Origin of the sequence: Glutamicibacter sp. NPDC087673 (genome assembly GCF_044743255.1) — a bacterium.
Classification (GTDB): Bacteria; Actinomycetota; Actinomycetes; order Actinomycetales; family Micrococcaceae; genus Glutamicibacter.
Map to the genome: position 1 here is coordinate 468,982 of NZ_JBIUWB010000001.1, position 21,340 is coordinate 490,321.

Annotated in this window: 18 protein-coding genes and 1 pseudogene; 7 read left to right on the plus strand and 12 right to left on the minus strand. The window is 62.8% G+C overall.

What is annotated here, in order from left to right; genetic code table 11:
• Window positions 1-7: 7 nt before the first annotated feature.
• The 3 genes and pseudogenes from ACIOTL_RS02215 to ACIOTL_RS02225 form a co-directional block, all read right to left on the minus strand.
• Window positions 8-726, minus strand: a pseudogene (locus ACIOTL_RS02215) (arsenic resistance protein); the annotation flags it as partial.
• A 242-nt stretch (window positions 727-968) separates the two neighbouring features.
• Complete coding sequence (locus ACIOTL_RS02220) at window positions 969-1,184, minus strand: CDGSH iron-sulfur domain-containing protein (RefSeq protein WP_133834746.1); 216 nt, start codon at window positions 1,182-1,184, stop codon at window positions 969-971.
• Entirely contained in the window at window positions 1,181-2,209 is a 1,029-nt protein-coding gene (locus ACIOTL_RS02225) for an iron-containing redox enzyme family protein (RefSeq protein ID WP_166650851.1), read from the minus strand. The genes ACIOTL_RS02220 and ACIOTL_RS02225 overlap by 4 nt, the downstream gene beginning before the upstream one ends.
• A 922-nt stretch (window positions 2,210-3,131) precedes the next feature.
• On the opposite strand from ACIOTL_RS02225, the gene ACIOTL_RS02230 reads away from it, so the two are divergent.
• From ACIOTL_RS02230 to ACIOTL_RS02245, 4 genes are all read left to right on the plus strand, one after another.
• A complete protein-coding gene (locus ACIOTL_RS02230) occupies window positions 3,132-3,368 on the plus strand; it encodes a hypothetical protein (RefSeq protein WP_400341577.1) in 237 nt (78 codons plus the stop codon).
• A gap of 146 nt (window positions 3,369-3,514) precedes the next feature.
• Window positions 3,515-4,612: a fatty acid desaturase family protein gene (locus ACIOTL_RS02235; protein ID WP_400341579.1), complete on the plus strand. Its 1,098-nt coding sequence runs from the start codon at window positions 3,515-3,517 to the stop codon at window positions 4,610-4,612.
• Window positions 4,613-5,076: 464 nt separating this feature from the next.
• Entirely contained in the window at window positions 5,077-5,280 is a 204-nt protein-coding gene (locus ACIOTL_RS02240) for a cold-shock protein (RefSeq protein WP_105658961.1), read from the plus strand.
• 701 nt (window positions 5,281-5,981) lie between these two features.
• A complete protein-coding gene (locus tag ACIOTL_RS02245) occupies window positions 5,982-6,422 on the plus strand; it encodes a hypothetical protein (RefSeq protein WP_105662366.1) in 441 nt (146 codons plus the stop codon).
• A 119-nt stretch (window positions 6,423-6,541) separates the two neighbouring features.
• On the opposite strand, the gene ACIOTL_RS02250 is transcribed toward ACIOTL_RS02245, so the two are convergent.
• Both ACIOTL_RS02250 and ACIOTL_RS02255 read right to left on the minus strand, forming a co-directional pair.
• Window positions 6,542-7,504 (minus strand): cation diffusion facilitator family transporter, encoded by a 963-nt coding sequence (locus ACIOTL_RS02250; RefSeq protein WP_400341581.1) that lies wholly within the window; start codon window positions 7,502-7,504, stop codon window positions 6,542-6,544.
• Window positions 7,501-7,932 carry a transporter substrate-binding domain-containing protein gene (locus tag ACIOTL_RS02255; protein WP_400341582.1) on the minus strand — a complete coding sequence of 144 codons (432 nt, stop codon included), beginning with the start codon at window positions 7,930-7,932 and terminating at the stop codon, window positions 7,501-7,503. Before ACIOTL_RS02255 ends, ACIOTL_RS02250 begins: the two co-directional genes overlap by 4 nt.
• A 350-nt stretch (window positions 7,933-8,282) precedes the next feature.
• Between ACIOTL_RS02255 and ACIOTL_RS02260 the strand changes: the two genes are divergently transcribed.
• Window positions 8,283-9,512: a CynX/NimT family MFS transporter gene (locus ACIOTL_RS02260; RefSeq protein WP_388025859.1), complete on the plus strand. Its 1,230-nt coding sequence runs from the start codon at window positions 8,283-8,285 to the stop codon at window positions 9,510-9,512.
• Between the two features lie 237 nt (window positions 9,513-9,749).
• Here the strand turns inward: ACIOTL_RS02260 and ACIOTL_RS02265 are convergent, their stop codons facing one another.
• The 5 genes from ACIOTL_RS02265 to ACIOTL_RS02285 all read right to left on the minus strand — a co-directional run bounded on the left by ACIOTL_RS02265 (window position 9,750) and on the right by ACIOTL_RS02285 (window position 14,860).
• Complete coding sequence (locus ACIOTL_RS02265) at window positions 9,750-10,637, minus strand: ABC transporter ATP-binding protein (RefSeq protein WP_286134397.1); 888 nt, start codon at window positions 10,635-10,637, stop codon at window positions 9,750-9,752.
• On the minus strand, window positions 10,634-11,734 hold the full coding sequence (locus tag ACIOTL_RS02270; RefSeq protein WP_105658957.1) for an iron chelate uptake ABC transporter family permease subunit: 1,101 nt from the start codon (window positions 11,732-11,734) through the stop codon (window positions 10,634-10,636). The genes ACIOTL_RS02265 and ACIOTL_RS02270 overlap by 4 nt, the downstream gene beginning before the upstream one ends.
• Window positions 11,731-12,846 (minus strand): FecCD family ABC transporter permease, encoded by a 1,116-nt coding sequence (locus ACIOTL_RS02275; protein ID WP_400341584.1) that lies wholly within the window; start codon window positions 12,844-12,846, stop codon window positions 11,731-11,733. Before ACIOTL_RS02275 ends, ACIOTL_RS02270 begins: the two co-directional genes overlap by 4 nt.
• A gap of 5 nt (window positions 12,847-12,851) precedes the next feature.
• Window positions 12,852-13,727: a siderophore-interacting protein gene (locus ACIOTL_RS02280; protein ID WP_400341586.1), complete on the minus strand. Its 876-nt coding sequence runs from the start codon at window positions 13,725-13,727 to the stop codon at window positions 12,852-12,854.
• Window positions 13,728-13,870: 143 nt separating this feature from the next.
• Window positions 13,871-14,860 (minus strand): ABC transporter substrate-binding protein, encoded by a 990-nt coding sequence (locus ACIOTL_RS02285; RefSeq protein ID WP_400341588.1) that lies wholly within the window; start codon window positions 14,858-14,860, stop codon window positions 13,871-13,873.
• Between the two features lie 133 nt (window positions 14,861-14,993).
• On the opposite strand from ACIOTL_RS02285, the gene ACIOTL_RS02290 reads away from it, so the two are divergent.
• Window positions 14,994-16,742, plus strand: coding sequence for an ABC transporter transmembrane domain-containing protein (locus tag ACIOTL_RS02290; RefSeq protein WP_400341589.1), 1,749 nt, complete (start codon window positions 14,994-14,996; stop codon window positions 16,740-16,742).
• On the plus strand, window positions 16,739-18,520 hold the full coding sequence (locus ACIOTL_RS02295; RefSeq protein ID WP_400341591.1) for an ABC transporter ATP-binding protein: 1,782 nt from the start codon (window positions 16,739-16,741) through the stop codon (window positions 18,518-18,520). The genes ACIOTL_RS02290 and ACIOTL_RS02295 overlap by 4 nt, the downstream gene beginning before the upstream one ends.
• 209 nt (window positions 18,521-18,729) lie before the next feature.
• On the opposite strand, the gene ACIOTL_RS02300 is transcribed toward ACIOTL_RS02295, so the two are convergent.
• Together ACIOTL_RS02300 and ACIOTL_RS02305 are read right to left on the minus strand one after the other, a co-directional pair.
• Window positions 18,730-19,773, minus strand: a complete 1,044-nt coding sequence (locus ACIOTL_RS02300) for a hemolysin family protein (protein WP_400341593.1) — start codon at window positions 19,771-19,773, stop codon at window positions 18,730-18,732.
• The gene (locus ACIOTL_RS02305) at window positions 19,770-21,116 is read right to left on the minus strand and encodes a hemolysin family protein (protein WP_400341594.1); all 1,347 of its coding nucleotides are present in this window, start codon (window positions 21,114-21,116) and stop codon (window positions 19,770-19,772) included. The genes ACIOTL_RS02300 and ACIOTL_RS02305 overlap by 4 nt, the downstream gene beginning before the upstream one ends.
• Window positions 21,117-21,340: the final 224 nt, after the last annotated feature.

Below are 21,340 nucleotides of genomic sequence, written 5' to 3' on the forward strand. Positions count from 1 at the left end.
TTTTTCCTTAGGCAGAAGTAGCGGGAGCCTTGGCAGCTGGGAAGAATTTCCGGGACCACAGGGCCACGTAGACCAAGGCAACCAGGATCGGCACCTCGATCAGCGGGCCGACCACGCCGGCCAGGGCCTGGCCGCTGGTGGCACCGAAGGTGGCGATGGCTACCGCGATGGCCAGCTCGAAGTTGTTGCCGGCCGCGGTGAACGCCAGAGTGGTGGTGCGCGGGTAACCCAGCTTCAGCCAGTGCCCGATGAGCATTCCGGCACCGAAGACCACCACGAAGTAGATCAGCAGCGGGATCGCCATGCGCAGCACATCCAGGGGCTTGGAGATGATGTTATCGCCCTGCAATGCGAAGAGCAGCACGATGGTGAACAGCAGCCCGTACAGTGCCCACGGCCCGATTTTCGGCAGGAATTTTCCCTCGTACCAGTCGCGGCCCATGGCCTTTTCGCCCAGGATACGGGTCAGGTAGCCGGCCACCAGCGGAATGCCCAGGAAGACCAGCACCGAGGCGGTGATGGCGGCAATGGAGAACTCGGCGCTGGTGGTTTCCAGCCCCACGATGGCAGCAGCTGCAGGTAGAACCCGCCCAGGGCGCCGAAGGCGATGACCTGGAAGACCGAGTTGATGGCCACCAGCACGGCAGCCGCTTCCCGGTCGCCGCAGGCCAGGTCGCTCCAGATGAACACCATGGCGATGCAGCGGGCCAGGCCCACAATGATCAGGACTGCTCCGTCGTCCCTGACGCTTTGGAATCCCTGGGCGCCAGCTTGACGGCCAAACCCTACGCAGGCTTGCCGCAACTGCGTTCCAGGCGGCTGGGATCGCGCCACCCGGGATCCACCAACTAGCCGCATTCCCGCGTCCGCGCAGGCAGCTCGGCGAACGGCATCAAACGCTGCAGGTCCCGGCAGTGCCGGCCCGCTGCGGACCGGATGCGCAATAGCCCGTTTCAGGAGCCAGTGTCCTACTTCGGGCGCTCGAACTTCATCAGCTTGTGCGTGCCATCGCAAAAAGGCTTGATGGCAGAGCCCCCGCAACGGCATAGCGCGACCGGCCCTTTCCGGGCCTCGATGGATTGCCCCTCGGCATCCACGATTTCAAATTCTCCCCTGAGCAGCAATGGGCCCTGCGGGCAAACAGTAATCATGGCCGCTTCCGAAGCGCTGCGCCCCTCGCTCATACCACTGCCCCCGCTCCGGCATGCAACGCCGACCTTCCAGCTTCCCACGCGTCCAAGTACTTCGCGCCTGCCAACGCGTCAACCGCTGCCGCGGCTTGGGCTCCGAAGAGTATGTCGGGCACCAGATCCGGTTCGTCTTCAGCCAGTCCGCCCGCGAGGTCGCGGCCGGCAATTTGCTCATGGACAGCATCAGCTTCCACATGCTCATCGAAGTAATCGGTCACCGGGGATTCATATCCCAGGCGCCGGAACCCGCGGGCATAAGCGGCCTGGGGTATTGAGGAAGTCATCTCGTACAGTGCCAGGTGGCCAGTGATGGCTCCCCGAAGGCGCCGGTGCATGCCGAAGAGCGAAATCATGTTCACTGCCGCCAGCGTCACCGCCGGTATGCGGTCCACGTACGCGCCGAAATCATCACGCAACCCCACGCCCTTCATGGTCTGCCTGAACAGCTCGCTATGCATTCGCGGCAGCTGCCCATTTCCGTATTCATCAGCCTGGATCTCCACCATGGCGGCTTTTGCACGGCCTTCGAGTTTCGGGATCGCCCAGGTATGCGGATCAGCTTCCTTGAGCTGGTAAATCGACTTCAGTATCAGGAATTCGCGTGCTTGGCCGGCAGTGGCCTTGCGCTGGATGAACTTCGAGACCGACGGCCCAGCATCATCAGCAGCAAGCTCGAACAGGGCTTGGGCCACTTTCGCGGAGCTGGGTTCCACGCTTGGAATCGAGCCTGCCGCCTCGCGCAGCGCTTGCTCGAAAGCCTCCTCGATCCGGGCCCGAAGCGAAAGGAGCCCGGGGTCCCATTCCCAGCGGTCATCGACTTCTTCAAATCCCCGATAGTGCAGTTCGTAGAGCACGAAAAGGCTCAGCTGCAGGTCCCCGTCATCCAGCACATCCGAAGCCGCAGCCAACCGATCAGTTGCGACCGTTGCCAAATAGGCTGCGTATTCCTCCGAGGGGTTGCACAGCAACGCATTGTTCAGCGCTTGGGACAGGTCTCCGCGGGGTACGGGCAGATGCATGATGCTCCTTTGTTCACGCTGATCGCACGGTCAGCAATAGTGGCAGTAGGATGATCGTGACAGCATCCCCGGGATATAACCACCATTGGGAGGAAAAGCCAAGGTAAGCCCCTGATCGTGCTCCCCAGCTATGTTCTCGACAGCACCTTATCCCTGAGGAACATAGGGCTGTCGGCCGGCCAATCTCGACATGATGTCTTGTCCCAGCTTTTCCATAGCCAGTGGGAGCTGCGACCGGGATTGGGTTGGGATCATGATGGCAACCGATTAGAGGCAGAACTTACCGGAGTCGTCAGGGAGCACCTGTCGCCGCCCACTCTTATTGGCACATTCAATCTGGCAAGTAAGCAGGTCATGCCGTGTAAAACTGCCGACAATACTGGCGCCCAGAAGTTGCTCGCACCTCTGACAACAAACCCGGTCCAGAATCTTTTGCTCCATGTCCACACCCAACTGCTAGGTGTCGACTCGTTCATTTCCCCAAGATGAAAAACAGGTTCCCTAGGGCTGTCGCGTTGCCACTTTAGTATCGAGTAGGCCCGTCTGCTACTCCAGCAAGGGACCAATTACTTGGCATCAATCACTCGCTCGCACTTTCGAATAACGAACTTTCAGGGCCGCACTGGTCGTCAGGTCCGTGCTCGCTAATCAAGGAGAGTCATGCCCCTAAGCCACTAATATCACAGCTTTGAAGCAGTGGGCCCGGGCACTTCAGAGGCACTGGAAGTTTCACAGAGTTACTACAGTTGCTCCATGGGCCCTACTGCGATCGATTATTCGGGATCCAGCGCTGGGCGCTTGGCAGGCGCTGTATTACGAGAAGCTGCTCCCTCAATACCCTGCTAGGCTCAAGATGCTGCCGACGTTGCGCCGCGTGTACGGAAGAAACATCCGAATTTATCTTCATCGATGGGAATATCTCATGGGCAACAGCCCTGAAGCAGCACTAGGTATCGCACTACTGACATCACTGGTCCGCCAAGACAGAGAAGCCTTCCTGATCATCGCCTCCGAGCTGGAAGGAGGCAACGCGCAAGCCGTGGCGATCCTTGCACGGCTAGGTGAAGCAATGGTCGCGATGATCGCTGAGCTGCTGCAGATCGGCAACGAGGAAGCGCTCACACGCATCGCAGCGTCACTGGCCCTCAAAGCTGGATAGAACTCAAAGAAATATGTGAAAGAGCAGAATCTGACAGCGGAAGAACAGCGAGAGCGGCCGTGAACCTGAGTAGAATGGGGGTAATAGGCTCGGTCGGGTAATTTATTGTTCACGACGCAGCGAGCTCTTTCAATCAAGGATTATATTTGCCTCGCAGTTCTCTGCTGGACGTTCCAGCACCCACCGTTAAACCCGGCGATCCCAAGAGCTTCTTCCACGTCAAGAAGCTGGTCACCGAAGCTGGACTGGTCGGCCGCCGCCGCGGGCACTATCTCGGGTTGGGCATCGTGCTGACGGTGCTGCTAGCCGGCACCGTTACCGGTTTCATCCTCCTGGGCGACAGCTGGTTCCAGTTGCTGATGGCCGCAGCCTTGGGCCTGCTGCTCACCCAATTCGCGTTCCTGGCGCACGAGGCGGCACACCGCCAGATCCTGGCTTCGCACAAGCGCAATGACAAGCTGGGCCAGTTCCTGGCCAATATCGTCGTGGGCATCAGCTACCAGTGGTGGATGAACAAGCACAACAAGCACCACGCCACCCCCAATACCGTGGGCAAGGATCCAGACATCGAGTGGGACACCATCTCCTTCCAGACCGAGGACGCCAAGCGCCAGCGCGGCCTGCTCAAGTGGATCACCAACCGCCAGGGCTACCTGTTCTTCCCGCTGCTCACCCTTGAGGGCTTGAATCTGCATATGCATTCGATCAAGTACCTGTTCAAGGCCGGCCGGGTCAAGAACCGCAAGCGCGAGATGACCGGCATTGCACTGCGCATCGCCATCTACCTGGCGATCGTGTTCTACTTCCTGCCAGTGGGCATGGCTTTCGCCTTCCTCGGCGTGCAGCTGGCAGTCTTCGGCGTCTACATGGGTGCCTCCTTCGCCCCGAACCACAAGGGCATGCCGATGGTTCCCCAGGACGCCCGCATCGACTTCTTCTCCCGCCAGGTACTGACCGGACGCAATGTCATGGCCAAGTCCAGCTGGGGAAACCGCGTGCTCTCCCACGTCTACGGCGGATTGAACTACCAGGTGGAGCACCATCTGTTCCCGTCCATGCCGCGCGCCAATCTGGCCGGCGTCTCGCGCATCGTGCGCCAGTACTGCGACGAGCACCAGGTGCCGTACACCGTGGCCAGTGTCCGCGAATCCTACGCACAGGTGATCACCTACCTGAACAAGGTCGGGCTATCGGCCCGGGATCCTTTCGAGTGCCCAATCATCTCCGGATACCGAATCCCATAACGGTCTTGCTGCAGGCACAGAACAACGAAATCAGCTCCCCTGGCAGGACTTCGGCTTCCCCTCACAGCAAACCGGCGAGATTAAGTGAGCTCCTCATGGTAGTCTAGATATTAGAGCCAATAAGGAAAATTGAAAATTCCTATTGTTCCTCCCTTGGATTTTTAATAAGCGTTTCCTCGGAATTTTTCCCATGAGAGCGAATCGCATCACTTGAAATATTCGTCCCCACTTCCGTGGTGGGGCAGTCGGTTTGAAACTGCGTTTCTATAGAACCTCTTCGACCGCTATTACATGCGTCTCCAGTGAATTCTTACTCCAGAACTCAGAATTCGATGTTCTGGCTCTCCAAGCTATTCATGCTTGATTAAGTTTCACGGGATGCAACAAAAATAATGGCTTCAGTGCTGCTACGGTGGCACAAGCTCAAATCGCGACATATCGCGAATTACGATTTAGGAATACACATGGCTACTGGCACTGTAAAGTGGTTCAACTCCGAAAAGGGCTTCGGTTTCATTGAGCCTTCTGATGGATCCGCTGACGTTTTCGCGCATTACAGCGCAATTCAGAGTTTCGGATTCAAGAATCTTGAAGAAGGACAATCGGTCGAATACAAGCTTGAATCCGGTCCAAAGGGACCTCAGGCTGCGGACATCCAGGCACGCTAAGCGCGTTTAGGCCGATCACCCCAAAAGCGGGGCAGGCGGTCGACGGGTTCTAACGGTCGTTGCAACATCCTGAACAATCAGGCGTTGCAACGACCGTACCTTTTTACGCCAAAGATCAGCACCCAGCAACCCGACACGGTCCTGAAGAGCAAGACCAACACCGGGCTAGACGCAACGCTTCGATCATGAGCCGGACTAACGAAAGATTTCAAGCCAAGCGAGACCAACGAGGGTTATATAGCCTACAGTTATATTCCTTCCAAGCACTTGACCGGCTCGTTGATACGCGCCGCTTCAGGCATCTGAAGCTTTTCCGGGACCTGCGCGGTCCAAAACGCTCTGGGTATTGAGTGCAGAATTACTTCGATCCACAGCTTTAAGAGGCGAAACAGGAAAGTGCCCATTCGCTATTCATTCAATTCTTCGACTCTAGTTAACCCGGCAATCTCGTTCTGCTAAATGGATCTCTGCTCCACTGCTTGCGCAGGGACATCCCACTTGAAAACCTGCGAATTGCACCACATTGGGCATGTGTCCACATAAGGCGCCGCTCGGCGGTTGGAAACAAGATGTATTATCAGAAGAACACTCCACGATGAACACCGAGCGCCAAAGGCGAAACCCGGGGGATTCCGCGGCTTTATGCCGCAGAACTTCGTGGGCGGTCACCTTTCGGAGAGCTGCCATCAGCGGAGGATTAAATGAACATGCCTGAACTAAATATGCGCGCCATGCACCGCGTCGAAAAACTTTTGCATTGCCCCGAGGCCAGAACCCATCTCACTGCGTACGGCTGGATGGAGGGCATGCCCGTGGTATTCGCGCAACGCACTGATCCAGTAGATGAAGTAATGGGCTTCGTATCGGTCCATGGCCGGGCTGTACTCATGGTTCTTGACGATGACCAAACCGATGACCTGCAGCTATGGCACATCACGGTACCCAGCCCGCTGTTTCCCAAAGTTCCCCATTTGCCAGCTGGAACCACCATCAGCGAACTCTGCTCCCGGCAGCACACGGAGAAAATGATGCCCTTTCGCGTCGCTTTCTGGTCCCATAGCGCGGCAATCCATGAGATTCCCTGCTTTGTGCGCAACGACTGGCCTGGCCAAGTAGCCACGTCACCCACCGATATCGGCTAGTCCGGCGGGGCAGCCGAGGCGGGCTGCTAGCTCCAGCGCCAGCACCCTGCCTCGCCGGTTTTCCTCGCCGGATCGCCGTGCTTCCACTGCGCTCCAGGCGGGGGCCTAGACCTCGAATTTCAGCCCTGCTTGAGGAACTCAGGCAGCTCGGGAACTATCGTCACCACCACGTCATGCGCTTTCCAGTCGGTTCCCTCTAGCACTTTCCGCGCTTCCTCGGATTGGGCAAGCGTCACGGTATCGGATTCCGGAACGATGAACGCTTCCGTGTGCTGGACCTGGCCGAGTTCGCGGACCCTCAATCCCGCAGTGCGAACCCAATCCAGGGCATGGAGCTGTTCCTCCATGGCCGGGATCAGCGGGTGCGGATCCGTGCCGTCGACACCTTTGGAACGGCGATCCAGCAAATCCGAGGTTGCGGACTTCGTGCTGTCCCAGCCGTCCTTGAGAATGCCGGCAGCGATCACCAGCGCCGCGGTGGAATCAAGCCACCACAATCCAACGCCGATTCCGGCGACACCGACGATCGAAGCAGCATTGGTCTGCCAGTCGGCCTTGGCCATCTTGGAGTCGGCGTAGAGCAGCTTATTGTGCAGCGGTTGGGCAATCTTGATTTTCAACCGTCCCAGCACCACGGCCGGTGCCGCGATCAGCGCCATGACCGCCATCATGATCCATCCTTGCCATACCGTATGGCCAAACAGGTTCATGGTTCCGATGGTCGGGTGCTCCAGTTTAACCAGAGCCGATACCGATTCGTACGCGAGCATCGCTCCGACGACCAGCAACGCCACTCCTGCGACCAGATGCCCGGCTCCCATGGACCGGTGGTAGCCGTAGGGGTGCGAGCGCCGACGAGCCCTCCGGGTGAACTGCAGTGATGCCAAAAAGGCCAGCTGCGGCAGGACTGAGAGCATGTCTTCGATCCACGCTGTGCGCATGGCCTGCGAATTTCCCACCACTAGTGCCACAAGGGTAATGGTGAGCGCCGTGTATCCGATGCTGATCCACTCGAGCTTCGCAGCGCGCGCCATGAGTTCGCGTTGCTCGGGAGGCAAGTGCGTTCCGGCAGCGTTTTTCATGGCATCTCCTGCGTCTGGTCCAGGAAGTACTCCAGCTCGGACAGGAAAGCATTTTCGCCTGGAGGCACGAGCAGGACTATTTTCCTTTCCTTGCCCTTGGCGTCAATGGCGGTCGTGTAGGGACGAGTGACTCCAGCCTTTTCCGACCACGGCGTCTTGGAGGTGATGCCTCCCGCCACCAAATCCAGCTGGCCTGCTTCCAGCTGCTTCACTAGCTGTTCTTCGCCACCAATGGTCCATTGGATTTCGGCACCTGCATGCTGGGCAAAGTCTTCTATGAGCGCTGGTTCGGCGCCCTGGGATACTCCATCCCGGATTTCCACGAAATCCGAAGCAGGAGATACTCCGGCCCGAAGCGTCCCGGAACGAACCGTGTCCAGGGTTCCTTCGGGGTCCACCGGCACCGCTGGGAAGCAGGCTGTCGCCATGAAGACGCATCCAAGAGCCGCTGCTGCCTTCACTTGCCGGGTGCGGGACGAACTGTGCCGGAACATCATTCCTCCTGAGCTTGATCGGCCGGGTTGGCCTCCAAACTACTCCGAGGACTCGTGCTGCAATGCAACGCCCGGGAAATATCGGCGAACTCTCAGCTCGCACCTGCAACCTGCCGAAGGAGAATTCGCCCTGGGCTAGTGGATCCAGCCCGGAGTTCCGCCGGCAGGGATTCCCGTTCAATGACACGAATGCCGGATCGCTGCCCGGCCCGTGCCACAATCCGAAGTGGACAATAGCGCCGAGCACCAGTTGGCGCGTCCTATGCGAGGAGGCATCGGCGGCAGTGCAAGCCAAAATGGAACAAGTCCAGCAACGGACCAACGCGGCCTGGATCATCATCGTGGCCTCCGGCGTGGTGGCCGGCCTGCACATCTGGAAGCTCGCCCCCGCGCTGACCGTGATCCAGGACGAATTGGGCTTCTCGCTGATTTTCTCCGGCGTGCTGCTGGGCGTGGTCCAGGTAGCCGGCATGGCCGGCGGCCTGGCCGTTTCCCTGCTTTCGGAAGTCATCTCCCAGCGCCGCACACTGATCCTCGGCTTGCTGCTGCTGGTGCTGGGCAGCGCGCTGGGCGCCTTGTCCCCCAGCGCTCCGCTGCTGCTGGCCACCCGCGTCCTGGAAGGGGCGGGCGTGATCATGGCTACCGTCATGGGGCCGGGGCTGGTGCGCCTCCATGCCCCCATCCGGAACCTGAACATGGCCGTGGGGTGGTGGGCCGCCTACATGGGCATGGCCACCTTCATCGGGGTCTTCTCCACGGCGCTGGTGCTCCAGCACCTGTCATGGCACCTGTGGTGGGGCATCCTCGCGTTCATCACCCTGCTGCCGATTCCGCTGATCCTCAAGTTCGTGGGTGCGGATGAACCCGCCGGATCGGCGGCCCTGCGTGAGGCCGCCCGGCGCATCGCCATCACCGCCCGGGCATCGCGCGTGTGGATCAGCGGCCTGATTTTCGGCTGCTACACGGTGCAATGGATGGCAGTAGTGGGGTTCCTGCCCACCATCTACGAGGAATTCGGCCTGGATCCGGTGGCCGGTGGTTTGGCTTCCGCCGTGGTGGGCGGGCTGAACGCGGTGGGCGCGATCATCTGCGGAGGGCTGCTCCAGCGTGGCGCCAATGGGCGCACGCTGCTGCTAGCCGGCTTCGCGCTGATGTCCCTGGCATCGTTCTGCACCTTCGCCTTCGACTACCCGCCTGGGTTGCTGTGGATCCAGATGATCTGCGTTGGCTTCTTCTCGCTGGCCGGAGCGGCCATCCCGACCACCATGACCCGCGTGGTGGTCGATCTAGCTCCGCCCGGCGGTTCGGCCCCTGCCTCGATGGGCTTGACCCAGCAGATCTTCAACATCGGCAACTTCACCGGCCCGATGCTGCTGGCATCCATGGCCACAATCACCGGCGGCTGGAATGCCACCTGGTTGCTGACCACAGGCTTCGCGCTGCTCGGGGCAATGCTGACCTTGCTGCTTTCGCGCAAGAACTCGCCCTTCGAGTCCGCTCGGCGATCCCGGTAGCTGATGCCAGCCCGCGGCGCTTGACCACTGCACAAAAGGCTGCGGGAACTACCCCGTTAGCCAAACTTGCGCACCAAGAGCCCCGGCTATCCGGACCGGTTCCCAAGCAGTCAGGAAGCTCGTATCCAGCCCGGTTCATGGGATGGTCTCTAAACTCCCCCACCAAGGCTCAACCAAGCGACCGGGTTCTTGCCCATGGCAGCATCTTGCGCCGTGGGCCACCCCGGATCCGAGCTATCAATCGACTGATTTCGGCGCGGACTCGTGACGCAGCCTGCCGGGGACGGCGACCATCATCGGACCGGATGTCACCGGATCGGGGTGAATCTCGCAGTGCACGCCAAATGCCTCGCCAAGGCTCTGCGCCGTAATGACATCTTCTGGTGCGCCGGAAGCCAGTATCTTTCCGCCACGCATCATCACCACGGTGTCGGCGTATCGCACTGCCTGATTGATGTCGTGCAGCACCGCGACCACGGTTTTTCCCGCATCGCGTTGCCGGGCGAACAGGTCCAGCAGCTCCACCTGATGGGCGACATCCAGATAGGTTGTCGGCTCATCCAGCAGCAGAATGGGTGCCTGCTGGGCCAAGGTGGTGGCCGCCCAGACCCTCTGGCGCTGGCCGCCGGAAAGCTCGGCCAGCCGGCGGGTGGCCAAGGGAAGGGTTCCGGTCGCGGCCAGTGCAGCGTGGACCGCCGCTTCATCCTGCTCGCTATGCTGGGCCAGCAGCTTCTGATGCGGGAAGCGGCCGCGGGCTACCAGCTGGGCAACGGTGATCCCCGAGGGAGCGATGGCTTGCTGGCTCAACAGCGACACTTCCCGTGCATAGGCCTTGGGCTTGTAGGATGCGATGGGGTTGCCATCCAGCAGCACCCGGCCGGCCATGGGCTTCAGCAACCTGGCCAGCGCGCTGAGCAGCGTGGACTTGCCGCAGCCGTTGGGCCCGATGATCGCGGTGAATTTGCCCGCTTCGAAGGACGCATCGAGGCAATCGATGACTGGCTCACGGCCATATCCCAGCTGCACCCCCTGCACCTCAAGCCGAGGCGCTGGCTTCCGCGCCACCATGCCCGCTCTTACCGCGTCGGCTGCCTGCTGAGCGGGTTCGGTTCCCAATGCGCTCATGCGCGACTCTCCCTTATCAATAGCCAAATCAAATACACTCCGCCAAGGCAGACGGTCACAATGCCGACCGGCAGCTGGATCGGCATGAAAGCTATGCGTGCCACGGTGTCCGCCGACACCAGCAGCAACGCTCCGAAGCATCCAGCCGGAACGAGGTCCAGCTCGGCACGGCCGCTGAGCCGGGCCGAGATCTGCGGGGCCACCAGGGCCACGAAGGCGATCGGCCCAGCCGCCGCGGTGGCCACCGCCACGAGGCCAACTCCTACAACCACCATCGACGCGCGCACCAGCTTGGCATTCACGCCCAGCGAAATGGCCAGCGGATCCCCGCATTCCAGGATCCGGGCATGGCGTTGCAGCAGAACCGCGGCAAGCGCGAAAATGCCAATGCCCAGCAGCGAAGGACCCACTACGGCATTGCCGACCGAGTTCAGCGAACCAGCACCCCATACCGCTGCAGACATGGCTACCTGGCGTTGAGCTGCCAACAGCATGAACGTGTTGGCCGAGGCCAGCATGGCGCCAACGCCAATACCGACCACAATGAGCCGGAACCCTGTGGTCCCGTTGCGGCTGGCGATCATGAAAACCAATGCCGCGGCCGCCAGGCCTCCGGCAATGGAACCCACGGCAATCTGTGCGGCACTCGCGGTGGTGAAAAGCATCAGTGCCAGCGCCGCGGTGTAAGCCCCCGAGCTGAAGCCAATCACGTCCGGGCTGCCCAGGGGGTTCCGGGTCAACGATTGGAAGAGTGCACCAGAGATTCCGAGGGCGAATCCGAATGCCAGTGCCAGGACCACCCGGGTCAGCCGCCAGTCGCGGACCACCACTTCATAACGGTGCTCGGAGTTTCCCAGCAGCGCGGGAATCACCTGGTCCATCGGCACACGCACATCCCCGAGGGCCAGGGATATGAGCCCAACCAGCAGCCCGCACAGGGCCAGGGCCGTACCCACCAGCAGCGAGGTGCGATCAAGCCGCCAACTCCAACGGCCACGACCGATCCGCACTTCCCGTCGTCCGGTTGGCACCTGGCACCCTTGCACACGCGCACCGGCTGCCTCAGCCGGTGCTGGGATCAGGGGCTTGAGGCTCATAGGGTACTCGCGTTCTTGCGCCGGGCCAAGGCCAAGGCCAAGAGCACAGGTGCACCGGCAAAGGCGGTGATGATTCCCGCCGAGACCTCCGCATTGGGCAGGATCACCCGGCCCAGGATGTCGGAACCAAGCAGCAGCACAGGGGCCAGGACGATGGTGAAAATCAGGATCCAGCCCTGTTGCACGCCAAACAGCCAGCGCACCACGTGCGGAATCATGAGTCCGACGAAACCAATCGGGCCTGCCAGCGCGGTTGCCGCGCCGCAGAGCAATGTCACCGCGGCGATGACCGCGATCCGCACCGGGGCGATGCGCACGCCCAGCGCCTTGGCCGGAGCATCCCCCAGGGCAATCGCATTCAGCGACCCGGCGCAGCACAGCGCGATGGCAAGGCCCACTGCCACGAAGGGGACAATCAGCAGCACTGCTGGAAGCTCGTGGCCGTTGAGATTTCCTGCGGTGTATACCCGCATCATGTCGAAAATCTGCGGACGCAGCAGCACCAGCGCGGTGGTGATCCCCGACAGCACCGCGCCGAAGGCCACACCAGCCAGCACCAAGGTCGACGGGTCGGCGGCGCGTCCTCCCTTGGAGAGGGTTAATCCGTATACCGCCAAGGTTGCGGCGAGCGCACCGCCCAAGGCCCACCAGATGGCACCGAGCACACTCAGCGAACCGAAAGCAAAACTTGCCATCACCAAGGAGAATTGGGCTCCGGCGTTGACGCCCAGGATGCCTGGATCCGCCAGCGGGTTGCGGGTCAGCGCCTGGATCAAGGCCCCGGCTACGCCCAACGCGACCCCGGCCAGAACGCCCAGGACCGTACGTGGAACCCGCAACTGCCGGATGACCTGCGCCTCATCGGTATTGAAGGAGGGATTGGTGATGGTCTGCCAGGCCACGGGCAGGTCGATCTGGCGGCTGCCGAAGGCCAGCGAGCACAGCACCGTGAACGCCAACAGGGCAATCAGGCCGGCAAGCCATACCAGCTTGGCTCCCGGTGAACCCACCAGCACCCGGTGCCGTTGGTCCGCATCGGTACCGGCCGCGCTGCCCGGTGGTGCTGCGCCGGGTGGGGCCAGCAACAGCCCGGGGTCCCGTGTGGTTGCCACCGTGCTCAGAGCCCCAGGCGTGCAAGTTCGGACTCGTATGCGATCAATGCCTCGTCCTGGTCCTCGAAGCTGTCCCAGAGGGCATCAAGTGCTGCCTTGGTGCCGGTATCCAATGCATCCCATTGGGCACGCCACTTCTCGGCTTGCTCGACCCAGTAGCCGATCACCTTGTACTGGGTGCTTGGCCACCGCAATTCCCGGTGCAGCATCTTGCGGATCTCACGCAGCGCCGCGGACTGACCGGCCACCCAGACGTACGGGCGAGGATCGGCTCCGGCCGCCGCCTCAACCGCCTTGCGTGCCACCTTGGGCAACACGCTGGGGGCCACGCCGTTTCCGGCCACAATCCACTGCACGCCCAGGTTCGGCAAACCCGACAGGTCCAGGCGCGAGGCCTCATCCGGGATCTCCACCACCAGCTCGGTGCGCACCCGTTCACCGGTCAGTTCCACCAGCCGTACCGCGGCCGGCAGCCCGGTCAGGTCGCAGATCAGCACCTGCGAGGTTGCTTCCGGCGGGCAATCGTACAGCCCGGTCGGTGAGTTCAAGCCGATCCGGTCTCCTGGTTCGGCGGCCAGTGCCCACGCGGCGGCAATGCCTCCGTCATGGACCACGAAATCGATATCGATCCACCCCTCGCCGCAGTCGCGGATGGTGTAGGTGCGCATTGGCGCGTCCGGCTGCCCCGGAGGCGTGCGCCAGGTATCCCCATCGGCGACCGGAAGGCACAGCAGGCTGCGGTCCTCGGTATGCGGGAAAAACAGGCGAACATATTCGTCGCCGACCCCCGTGCTGGTGAAGCCCTGCACCGCGAAGCGCAGCCGCTTCAGCGTAGGCGAGAGCAGGCGGGTGGATTGCACGGTTGCTTCAAAAATTTCCATGAAAGGATCCTGAATCTGGGGGCGTCGGCTGCTTGAAGTGCGAACGCAGGAGGGGTGGTTGAGCTGCGCTCAGGCGCAGGCAATGGCCGTATCCGTCCGGCCGGGAAACTTGACGGGGCCGGACGGATGCGGCCATGGCTGGATTATCCGGCGAGGTCGCTGCGGACCTGCTGCAGGAACGCTGTGGCGCCCGACGGCGAACCGTAGGCCATTTCCATGTTGTAGGTGTAGATCCGCTCATTCTTCACAAAGGGCAGATCCTTCCAGTAGGGCGACTTGGCCATGGAGGCGATGGACTTGTCCAGCTCGGCCTTCGCATCCTCGCCAACGCCGGTGGACATCCACACCGCGTCCACGTCCTTGAGCCGGTCCAGTTCCTCCAAGCTCAGCGACAGGCCTTTTTCGCGGCTCATCTCGGTGGTCTCCAGGCCAATGGTGTCAAAGACTCCGCATTCGAGGTAGGCGTAGCAGTCGACGTTGACCTTGCCATCCCAGTACCCCAGGGTGGCGACGGTCAGGTCGCCGTTTCCGGCTTCGTCGATAGCGGCTTTGGCTTCGGCACCCGCCTGCTGGTAGTCCTGCAGCCACCGGTCGTACTGGGCCTGCCGGTCGAGGTCCTTGGCGGTCCGCTCGAAGTGCGACTGCCACGTTTCGCCGTCAAAGGCGTTGGTCGTGTAGGTCGGGGCAATGGCCGCGAGCTTCTCATGCACCTCGGCGTCATACCCTAGGCCGTTGAGGATGAAGTCCGGGGCGGCGCCGAGGACGCGCTCGTAGTTGAATTCCGAGTAGTTGGCGAACGGGGTGACCCCCTCCAAGGCTTCTTGGTCGAAGTAGTCCGGGAAGGTAGTGAAGCCGGAGTCGCCGCGAATCGGCTGTTCAGCGGCCAGTGGCACCTCCAGGATGGTCAGGATATCCACGTCGGTGGTGTAGAAACCCAGGGCTGCGGCGGGTTGCTGGTCCAGCGAAACTTCGTGGCCTTGCGGGTCCACGGTCTTCAGCGGGGTTCCTTCGGCCGCCGGGGACGATGGCGCCTGGGAGGCCTCGGAGGACTGGCCGCAGCCGGTCAGGGCCAAGGCCGTGGCGGCAAGCAGCGCGGCCGGGGCCAACAAAGTGCGAGTGATCTTGCGGGTCATGCGGGTGATCCTTTAACGTTCGGCCTGCGGGTGCGTGGACGTCGATGTCCTTCGGAGCGCACCACGAATTGGCACTGAGCATAGGCTAACCTATGTGAGTTACGAACATAATTAATAGCATATTATGGGTAGCATGTCCTCATCTACGCTCACCGGGCGCACTCTGCTGCGCGGCATGCTGCGAGCCGAACGCGGCCGCATCATCGGCGCCATCGCCCTCCTTTCCTGCTGGACAGCGGGCGAAGCGCTTGTCCCCGCGCTGGTCGGTGCCACCATCGACCACGCCATCGCCGGGCAGAGCTTGCCGCTGCTGGTGGTGTGGCTCGCCGCCCTCGGCCTGTGCTTCCTCATGCTGTCCTCCGGCTACCGCTTGGGTGCACGGCTGGGCAACTCCGGAATGAACCGCCAGGTGCACCTGATGCGAACCCGGATCGCCGAGCATGTCATGGACCCCGGCTATCGGCCTGCCACCGCACGGATGCCCGGGGAAATTGCTGCCATCACCTCGGTGGACACCACCGTCACCGCGACGATCATCCGCCAGGCTTCCCTGGGCTTCAGCGCCTTGGCGGGCCTGCTGGTCTGCGCCGGATACCTGCTCTGGGCCAACCTCTGGGTTGGCCTGGCGGTGCTGGCCATCACGCCACTGGGCATGGCCGCCCTGCGCTGGCTGACCCCCAGATTGAGCCGGGCCAGCGACCGGTTGCAGTCCGATATCGCCGCATCCGGCGCGGCGGCCGCCGATCTCATGGCAGGAGTCCAGGTACTGCGTGGCATCGGCGGCCAGGACCAGGCATCCGAGCGCTACCGTGCCGCCAGCCGCAGCGCCGCCACCGCGGGGGTGGCCTCCGCTTCGGCCACCGGACGGATCGAGGGCGCCCAGGTATTGATCTCGGGGCTGGTGCTGCTGTCCGCCGCCAGCCTGGGCGCCTGGCAGGTTGCTGAAGGAGCCATGGGCATCGGCACCTTGCTGGGTGTGCTGGGCGTGGCCCAGTTCTTGTCCACGCCGCTGGGCACCCTGGTCTCAACGGTGGAAGCCGGCACCCGGTCCATCGCCGCGGCGGATCGCGTTGCCGCATTGCTGGCCGACGGCGGGCGGCAACCCGGAACCCGGCGTCCGGCGGCCCAGCCGGATGCAGCACTTGCCTTGGATGTGCCCGGGCTTGGCGAACGCCCGCTGGTTTTCGTGCCCGGCAGGTTCACCGTGCTGGTCTGCGCCAACGACAGCATGCGCCACCGGCTGGCCAAGCTGCTCAGCGAAGGCTCGGAAAATCCTGGCACCGCGGCAGTCCGCGAAGGTACAGCGGCGGCGGCTGCCGCGCGGCTGCTGGTTGATGGAATCGACGCCGCGCAGATCGATCCCGCCTACCTGCCGCAGCTGCTGCGCATGGCCCCGCATCAGGCGCACCTCATCGAGGGCAGCGTGAAGGAAAACATTGTGGGCGACGCAGCGCTGCCCGACCCGCAGACCCTGCAGCTGCTGCTGCGCGCCAGCGGCGTCGACGAGCTGCTGGGCACGCTGCCCGATGGGCTCGAACACCAGGTCCAGGGCCGTGGACATAACCTTTCCGGCGGACAGCGTCAACGCATCGCACTGGCCCGCGCATTATCCGGCGGACCGTTGGCGCGCGTGCTGCACGATCCAACCAGCGCAGTGGATTCGGTCACCGAGGCGAACATCGCCCAGGGCCTGGTCCAACTGCGCGCGCATGCCGCCAGCAACGGAGCCGGGGCAGGCACCTTGCTGGTGCTGAGCACATCCCCCACCCTGCTGCATGCCGCAGATGAGGTGCTTTTCCTCGCGGCCGATGGAAGCATCACGCGTTCCACCCACCGCGCACTTGCAGAAAATACGACCTATGAAAAGGTGGTCGGCCGATGAGCGCTGTTCACGACCGGGCAGAACCCTCCGCTCCCGCCCTGCCGACCGCCAGCGCCGCTGCGGCCTGGCGGGCACTGCGGCGAACGCTTCGCCCGCACCGCCTGCTGATCACCTGGGCATCCGTGATCACCCTGGCTGCCTCCGCAACGGCCATGGTCCCGCCGTTTGCCATTGGCATCCTGGTGGATGCGCTGGGCACCGGCGCACCGGGCTCCGCCCTGGTGTGGTGCCTGGCCTCCATTGCCGTCTCCTTGCTCGGCGGCACGCTGCTGACCTGGTACGCCCGGGTGCTGTACGCGCGCATTGCTGAGCCGACGGTGGCCACGCTGCGCGAGGACGCGGTAGAGCACGCGCTCCACCTGGAGTCGGGAATCCTGGAGCGCGCCGGTGATGGCGAGCTTGTCTCGCGTGTCTCGGATGACTCGCGCCTGATCTCCCAGGCAGTAGCCTGGCTGCTGCCCGCGTTGTTGTCCGCCGGCACGCTGCTGGTGCTGTCGGTTCCAGGGCTGTTCACCCTGCACTGGGTGCTGGGGCTCACCGGGCTGATCGCTGTCCCGATGTACCTGCTCTCGCTGCGCTGGTACCTGCCACGCAGCGCACCGCTCTACCGCGAAGAACGCGAGATCCTCGCTCGACGCACCAATACCTTCTTGAACGCATTCCATGGCCGGGCTATGCTGCATTCGCAAGGCTGGGCGCAAACGCAAATCGATGCCCTTGAACACGCAAGCGACGATTCACGCCACGTCGCGGACCGGGTTTTCCGCATGCTGACCCGCTACTTCGCACGCAACAACCGGGCCGAATTCATCACCATGGCGGCGCTGCTGACCGCGGGGTTCTTCCTGGTCCAGACCGATGCCGCGACGGTTGGCGCCGTCACCACCGCGGCCCTGCTCTACCATCGGCTGTTCGACCCGATCTCCGAGGTGGTCACCTTGTTCGACATGCTCCAGGAAGCGGGGATCGCGTTGCGCCGGGTGACCGGAGTGTTGCTGGCCGCTCGGCGCACCCCGCTGGCCAGATCCGCGGTTCCCTCAGCTTCTTCCCCTGCCGAGGGACTGACTCTAAGTGGTGTCAGCCACCGTTTTGAGACCGGCCCGCAGGTCCTGGGCAATCTCGACCTGCATCTGCGCGATGGCCAGTGCGTCGCCTTGGTCGGTTCGACCGGCGCCGGGAAATCCACAGCAGCCAAGATCTTGTCCGGCGTCATCGAGCCGAGCTCAGGCACCGCCGCGTTGGATGGAACCGCGCTGGCCGCCCTGGACACCGCGACCCTGCGCCGCAACATCGCATTAATTTCGCAGGAGACCCATGTCTTTGCGGGAACTGTCCGGGAGAACCTGCTGCTGGGATCCACGGCGCCGTGCACCGATGCCCGGATTCAGCAGGCGTTGGAAACCTGTCACGCTGGCTGGATTAGTGCACTGCCCGAAGGCCTTGATACCCTGCTCGGCTCCGATGGGCATCAATTGACGGCCCACGAACAACAGCACCTGGCGTTGGTCCGCATTGAGCTGCTCAACCCGCGCATCATTGTGATGGATGAGGCCACGGCCGAGTCCGGTTCCAGCAACTCGCGGACCCTGGACATGGCCGCCGCCGCGCTGGCTGCCGGGCGCACCGCCTTGGTGATTGCCCACCGTCTCTCCCAAGCGCGTTTGGCCCACCGGATCATTGTGATGGAGCACGGTCAGATTATCGAGGATGGCAGCCATGGGGAATTGCTGGCAGCCGGTGGGCGCTATGCCCAGCTCTGGGCCGCATGGGAAGGATAGTTCACGTTCTCCTGGCAGCCATGTTCAGTCCGACGTCGAATAGCTGCTGGCTACGGGCTTCGCACCGCTCGGGGCGGCGATGGCGCTCTCGCGCAGGATTCCCCCTATGCCAAGGCGCCGTGATGCCCTGGACGAGCAGAGCTGGAGGCCCGAGATGTCCCATCCTGCCTCCAGCCCCTGCCCGGTGCTTTATTGTCCGGCTTGCGCGGCTAGCTTGCGCTGCGGTGCTCGTCCCTGATCTGGCCGACCAGCTCTGCGAGCATGTCTTCCAAGGTCACCATGCCGGTGACCTTGCCCGTTTCGCCATCACGCACCAGGGCCAAATGGGCTCCGGAAAGCTGCATTTCCTGCAGCGCGGTGCGCACGCTCTGCTGCTGCCCGAAGGACGGCAACTCGCGGATGCCGCTGGGCTGCAGCGGCCGCGTCCGGGCTTGCGCGTCGGCGCCCAGCACGTCCTTGACGTGGACATAGCCCACCGGGGTGCCGCCGGCATCCACCAGGGGGAAGCGCGAGAAGCCATGCGCGGCCGCCGCCTCGATCTGCTCTATCGTGGCATCCACCGGCAAGGTCTGCACCTCCTCGAAGCTGATCGCCACGGACTCGATGCTCCGGGCATCGAAGTGCAAGGCGCCCAGCAGCAGCTGCTCGTCATGCGCATCGAGCAGGCCTCCCTCCCGGGATTCGGCCACCATGGAAGAGACCTCGTCGCGGGTAAAGGTGCTGGCCACTTCGTTCTTCGGAACGACGCCGAAAATCCGCAGCACCAGGTTGCCCATGGCATTCATCAGCCACAGCACCGGGCGCAGCACCTTGACCAGGATGACCATGCTCGGGCCCAGGATCAGCGCCATGCGCTCGGGTCCGGCCAAGGCCATGTTCTTGGGGACCATCTCGGCGAGCACCACGTGCAGGTAGGTCACCGCGATCAGCGCAATCGCGTAGGACAGCGCGTCGATCATGCCTGCCGGAACGCCGATGGCTTCGAAGGGCCCGGCCACCGCGTACTTCACCAGCGGCTTGGTGACATAGCCCAGCGCCAGCGAGCAGACGGTGATGCCCAGCTGGGCACCGGCCATGACCAGCGAGACGTTCTCGATGGCCCACAGCGTCATCTTGGCGCTGCGGCTGCCTTCCATGGCCTTGGGCTCGATGATGCTCCGGCGTGCGGAGATCAGCGCGAATTCGGCGCCGACAAAGTAGAAGTTCGCTGCCAGCAGCGCGACCGTCACCAGAATTCCCATAAGGTCGCTCATCGCGCGTCCTCCCCTTCTGCCTGCTCGGACACCGTCACATCGACACTGGCGATCCGCTGCCCATCGGTGGCGTGGATGGTGAATTCAAGTTCCTTATGCGGTCCACCGGGCTCGCCCGGGACCATGAGGCGCACGACATCGCCCACCTCGCCGAACTTGCCCAGCTGCACGGTCAGCAGTCCTGCCAAGGTCTCGTAGTCCGAGTCCTCGGGGATCTGGCAGCCCAGCAGCTCATTGGCCTCATCCGGCCGCAGTGCCGCATCCAGCCGCCAGGAGTTCCCGGAGAGCACCTGGATGGTGGAATCCTCCGGGTCGTGCTCGTCGCGCACTTCGCCGACGATTTCCTCCACGAGGTCTTCCAGCGTGAGCATCCCGGCGACGTCGCCGGTCTCGTCGATCAGTACCGCCAGTTGCAGCCCGCCGTTGCGCATCTGGTCCATCAGCTCATCGAGCTCGATGGTATCCGGGACCAGGAAGGCATCTTCTGCACTGTCCCCGGCCGCGGACTGCTGCCGCTGCGCGTAGGGGATGGCGAGCAAGGCGCGGATGTGCACCATGCCCAGCACGCGGTGCCCGCCCTCGTCCACCAGCGGGAAGCGGGAATGCCCGGTCCGCGCGGCAAGCTCCAGCACTTCGTGCACCGTCTCCTGGGCGGTCACGGTGATCATCCGCGATCGGGCGGTCATCACATCATGGGCCCGGCGGTTGCCGAAGGCCACGGTCCGGCGCAGCATTTCGGCAGTTTCCGAGGGAAGCAGTCCCTCGCGGGCCGAGTGCCCCACCAAGGCCACCAGTTCCTCGGCCGAACGGGTCGAGGCCAGCTCTTCTTGCGGCTCGATGCCGAAGCGGCGGACAATCCAGTTGGCGTTGCCGTTGAAGAATGAAAGGAAGGGCTTGGTCACGACGCTGAAGCCGCGCTGGAACCCCACCACGGCCTTGGCAGTTTCGAAAGGCTTGGCAATGGCCAGGTTCTTGGGAACCAATTCGCCGAAGACCATGGTCAAGATGGTGGCCAGGATCAGCGCAATGGCAATGGAGACCGAGCGGGCCAGGGTTTCGTCGAGGCCGAAGTCCTGCAGCGGCCCGACGACCAGGGCCGCGATGGCCGGCTCGGCGAGGAAGCCGATGCCGAGGTTGGTCAGCGTGATGCCCAGCTGGGCGCCCGAAAGCTGGGTGGACAATGTTTCCATGCCCTTGAGGACACCGGAGGCACGGCGGTCGCCGTTCGCGGCGGCCTGCTTGACCTGATTCCGGTTAACCGTGATCAGCGCGAATTCAGCGGCAACGAATAATCCGCAACCGAGAATGAGGAGAAGCGCTATGAGTAGCGAGATCCATTCCAATTACATGCACCCCCTGACCTGCGGAGCCTGGCCGGCATGCCTTCCGGGCAGAGGGTTGGAACTATGAGATCTACTGTCGCCTGAAGCGTCCATCATTCCCTTCCGACCGGAGTATCTTCCTCCGGCCTGCTGTGTTCCATCAATTATCCGGCATGCTGCGCGCCAAATTGGTTGAACCGTACAATTGTTTGCCCAATCCCCTGCTCTTGCATAGAGATTTCACA

What these genes read in the sequence shown, in the direction of transcription:
- ACIOTL_RS02220 (WP_133834746.1), bottom strand. Translation starts at nt 1,184, where the DNA reads ATGAGCGAGGGGCGCAGCGCTTCGGAAGCGGCCATGATTACTGTTTGC.
- ACIOTL_RS02225 (WP_166650851.1), bottom strand. Translation starts at nt 2,209, where the DNA reads ATGCATCTGCCCGTACCCCGCGGAGACCTGTCCCAAGCGCTGAACAAT.
- ACIOTL_RS02230 (WP_400341577.1), top strand. Translation starts at nt 3,132, where the DNA reads ATGGGCAACAGCCCTGAAGCAGCACTAGGTATCGCACTACTGACATCA.
- ACIOTL_RS02240 (WP_105658961.1), top strand. Translation starts at nt 5,077, where the DNA reads ATGGCTACTGGCACTGTAAAGTGGTTCAACTCCGAAAAGGGCTTCGGT.
- ACIOTL_RS02245 (WP_105662366.1), top strand. Translation starts at nt 5,982, where the DNA reads ATGAACATGCCTGAACTAAATATGCGCGCCATGCACCGCGTCGAAAAA.
- ACIOTL_RS02250 (WP_400341581.1), bottom strand. Translation starts at nt 7,504, where the DNA reads ATGAAAAACGCTGCCGGAACGCACTTGCCTCCCGAGCAACGCGAACTC.
- ACIOTL_RS02255 (WP_400341582.1), bottom strand. Translation starts at nt 7,932, where the DNA reads ATGGCGACAGCCTGCTTCCCAGCGGTGCCGGTGGACCCCGAAGGAACC.
- ACIOTL_RS02265 (WP_286134397.1), bottom strand. Translation starts at nt 10,637, where the DNA reads ATGAGCGCATTGGGAACCGAACCCGCTCAGCAGGCAGCCGACGCGGTA.
- ACIOTL_RS02270 (WP_105658957.1), bottom strand. Translation starts at nt 11,734, where the DNA reads ATGAGCCTCAAGCCCCTGATCCCAGCACCGGCTGAGGCAGCCGGTGCG.
- ACIOTL_RS02280 (WP_400341586.1), bottom strand. Translation starts at nt 13,727, where the DNA reads ATGGAAATTTTTGAAGCAACCGTGCAATCCACCCGCCTGCTCTCGCCT.
- ACIOTL_RS02285 (WP_400341588.1), bottom strand. Translation starts at nt 14,860, where the DNA reads ATGACCCGCAAGATCACTCGCACTTTGTTGGCCCCGGCCGCGCTGCTT.
- ACIOTL_RS02290 (WP_400341589.1), top strand. Translation starts at nt 14,994, where the DNA reads ATGTCCTCATCTACGCTCACCGGGCGCACTCTGCTGCGCGGCATGCTG.
- ACIOTL_RS02295 (WP_400341591.1), top strand. Translation starts at nt 16,739, where the DNA reads ATGAGCGCTGTTCACGACCGGGCAGAACCCTCCGCTCCCGCCCTGCCG.
- ACIOTL_RS02300 (WP_400341593.1), bottom strand. Translation starts at nt 19,773, where the DNA reads ATGAGCGACCTTATGGGAATTCTGGTGACGGTCGCGCTGCTGGCAGCG.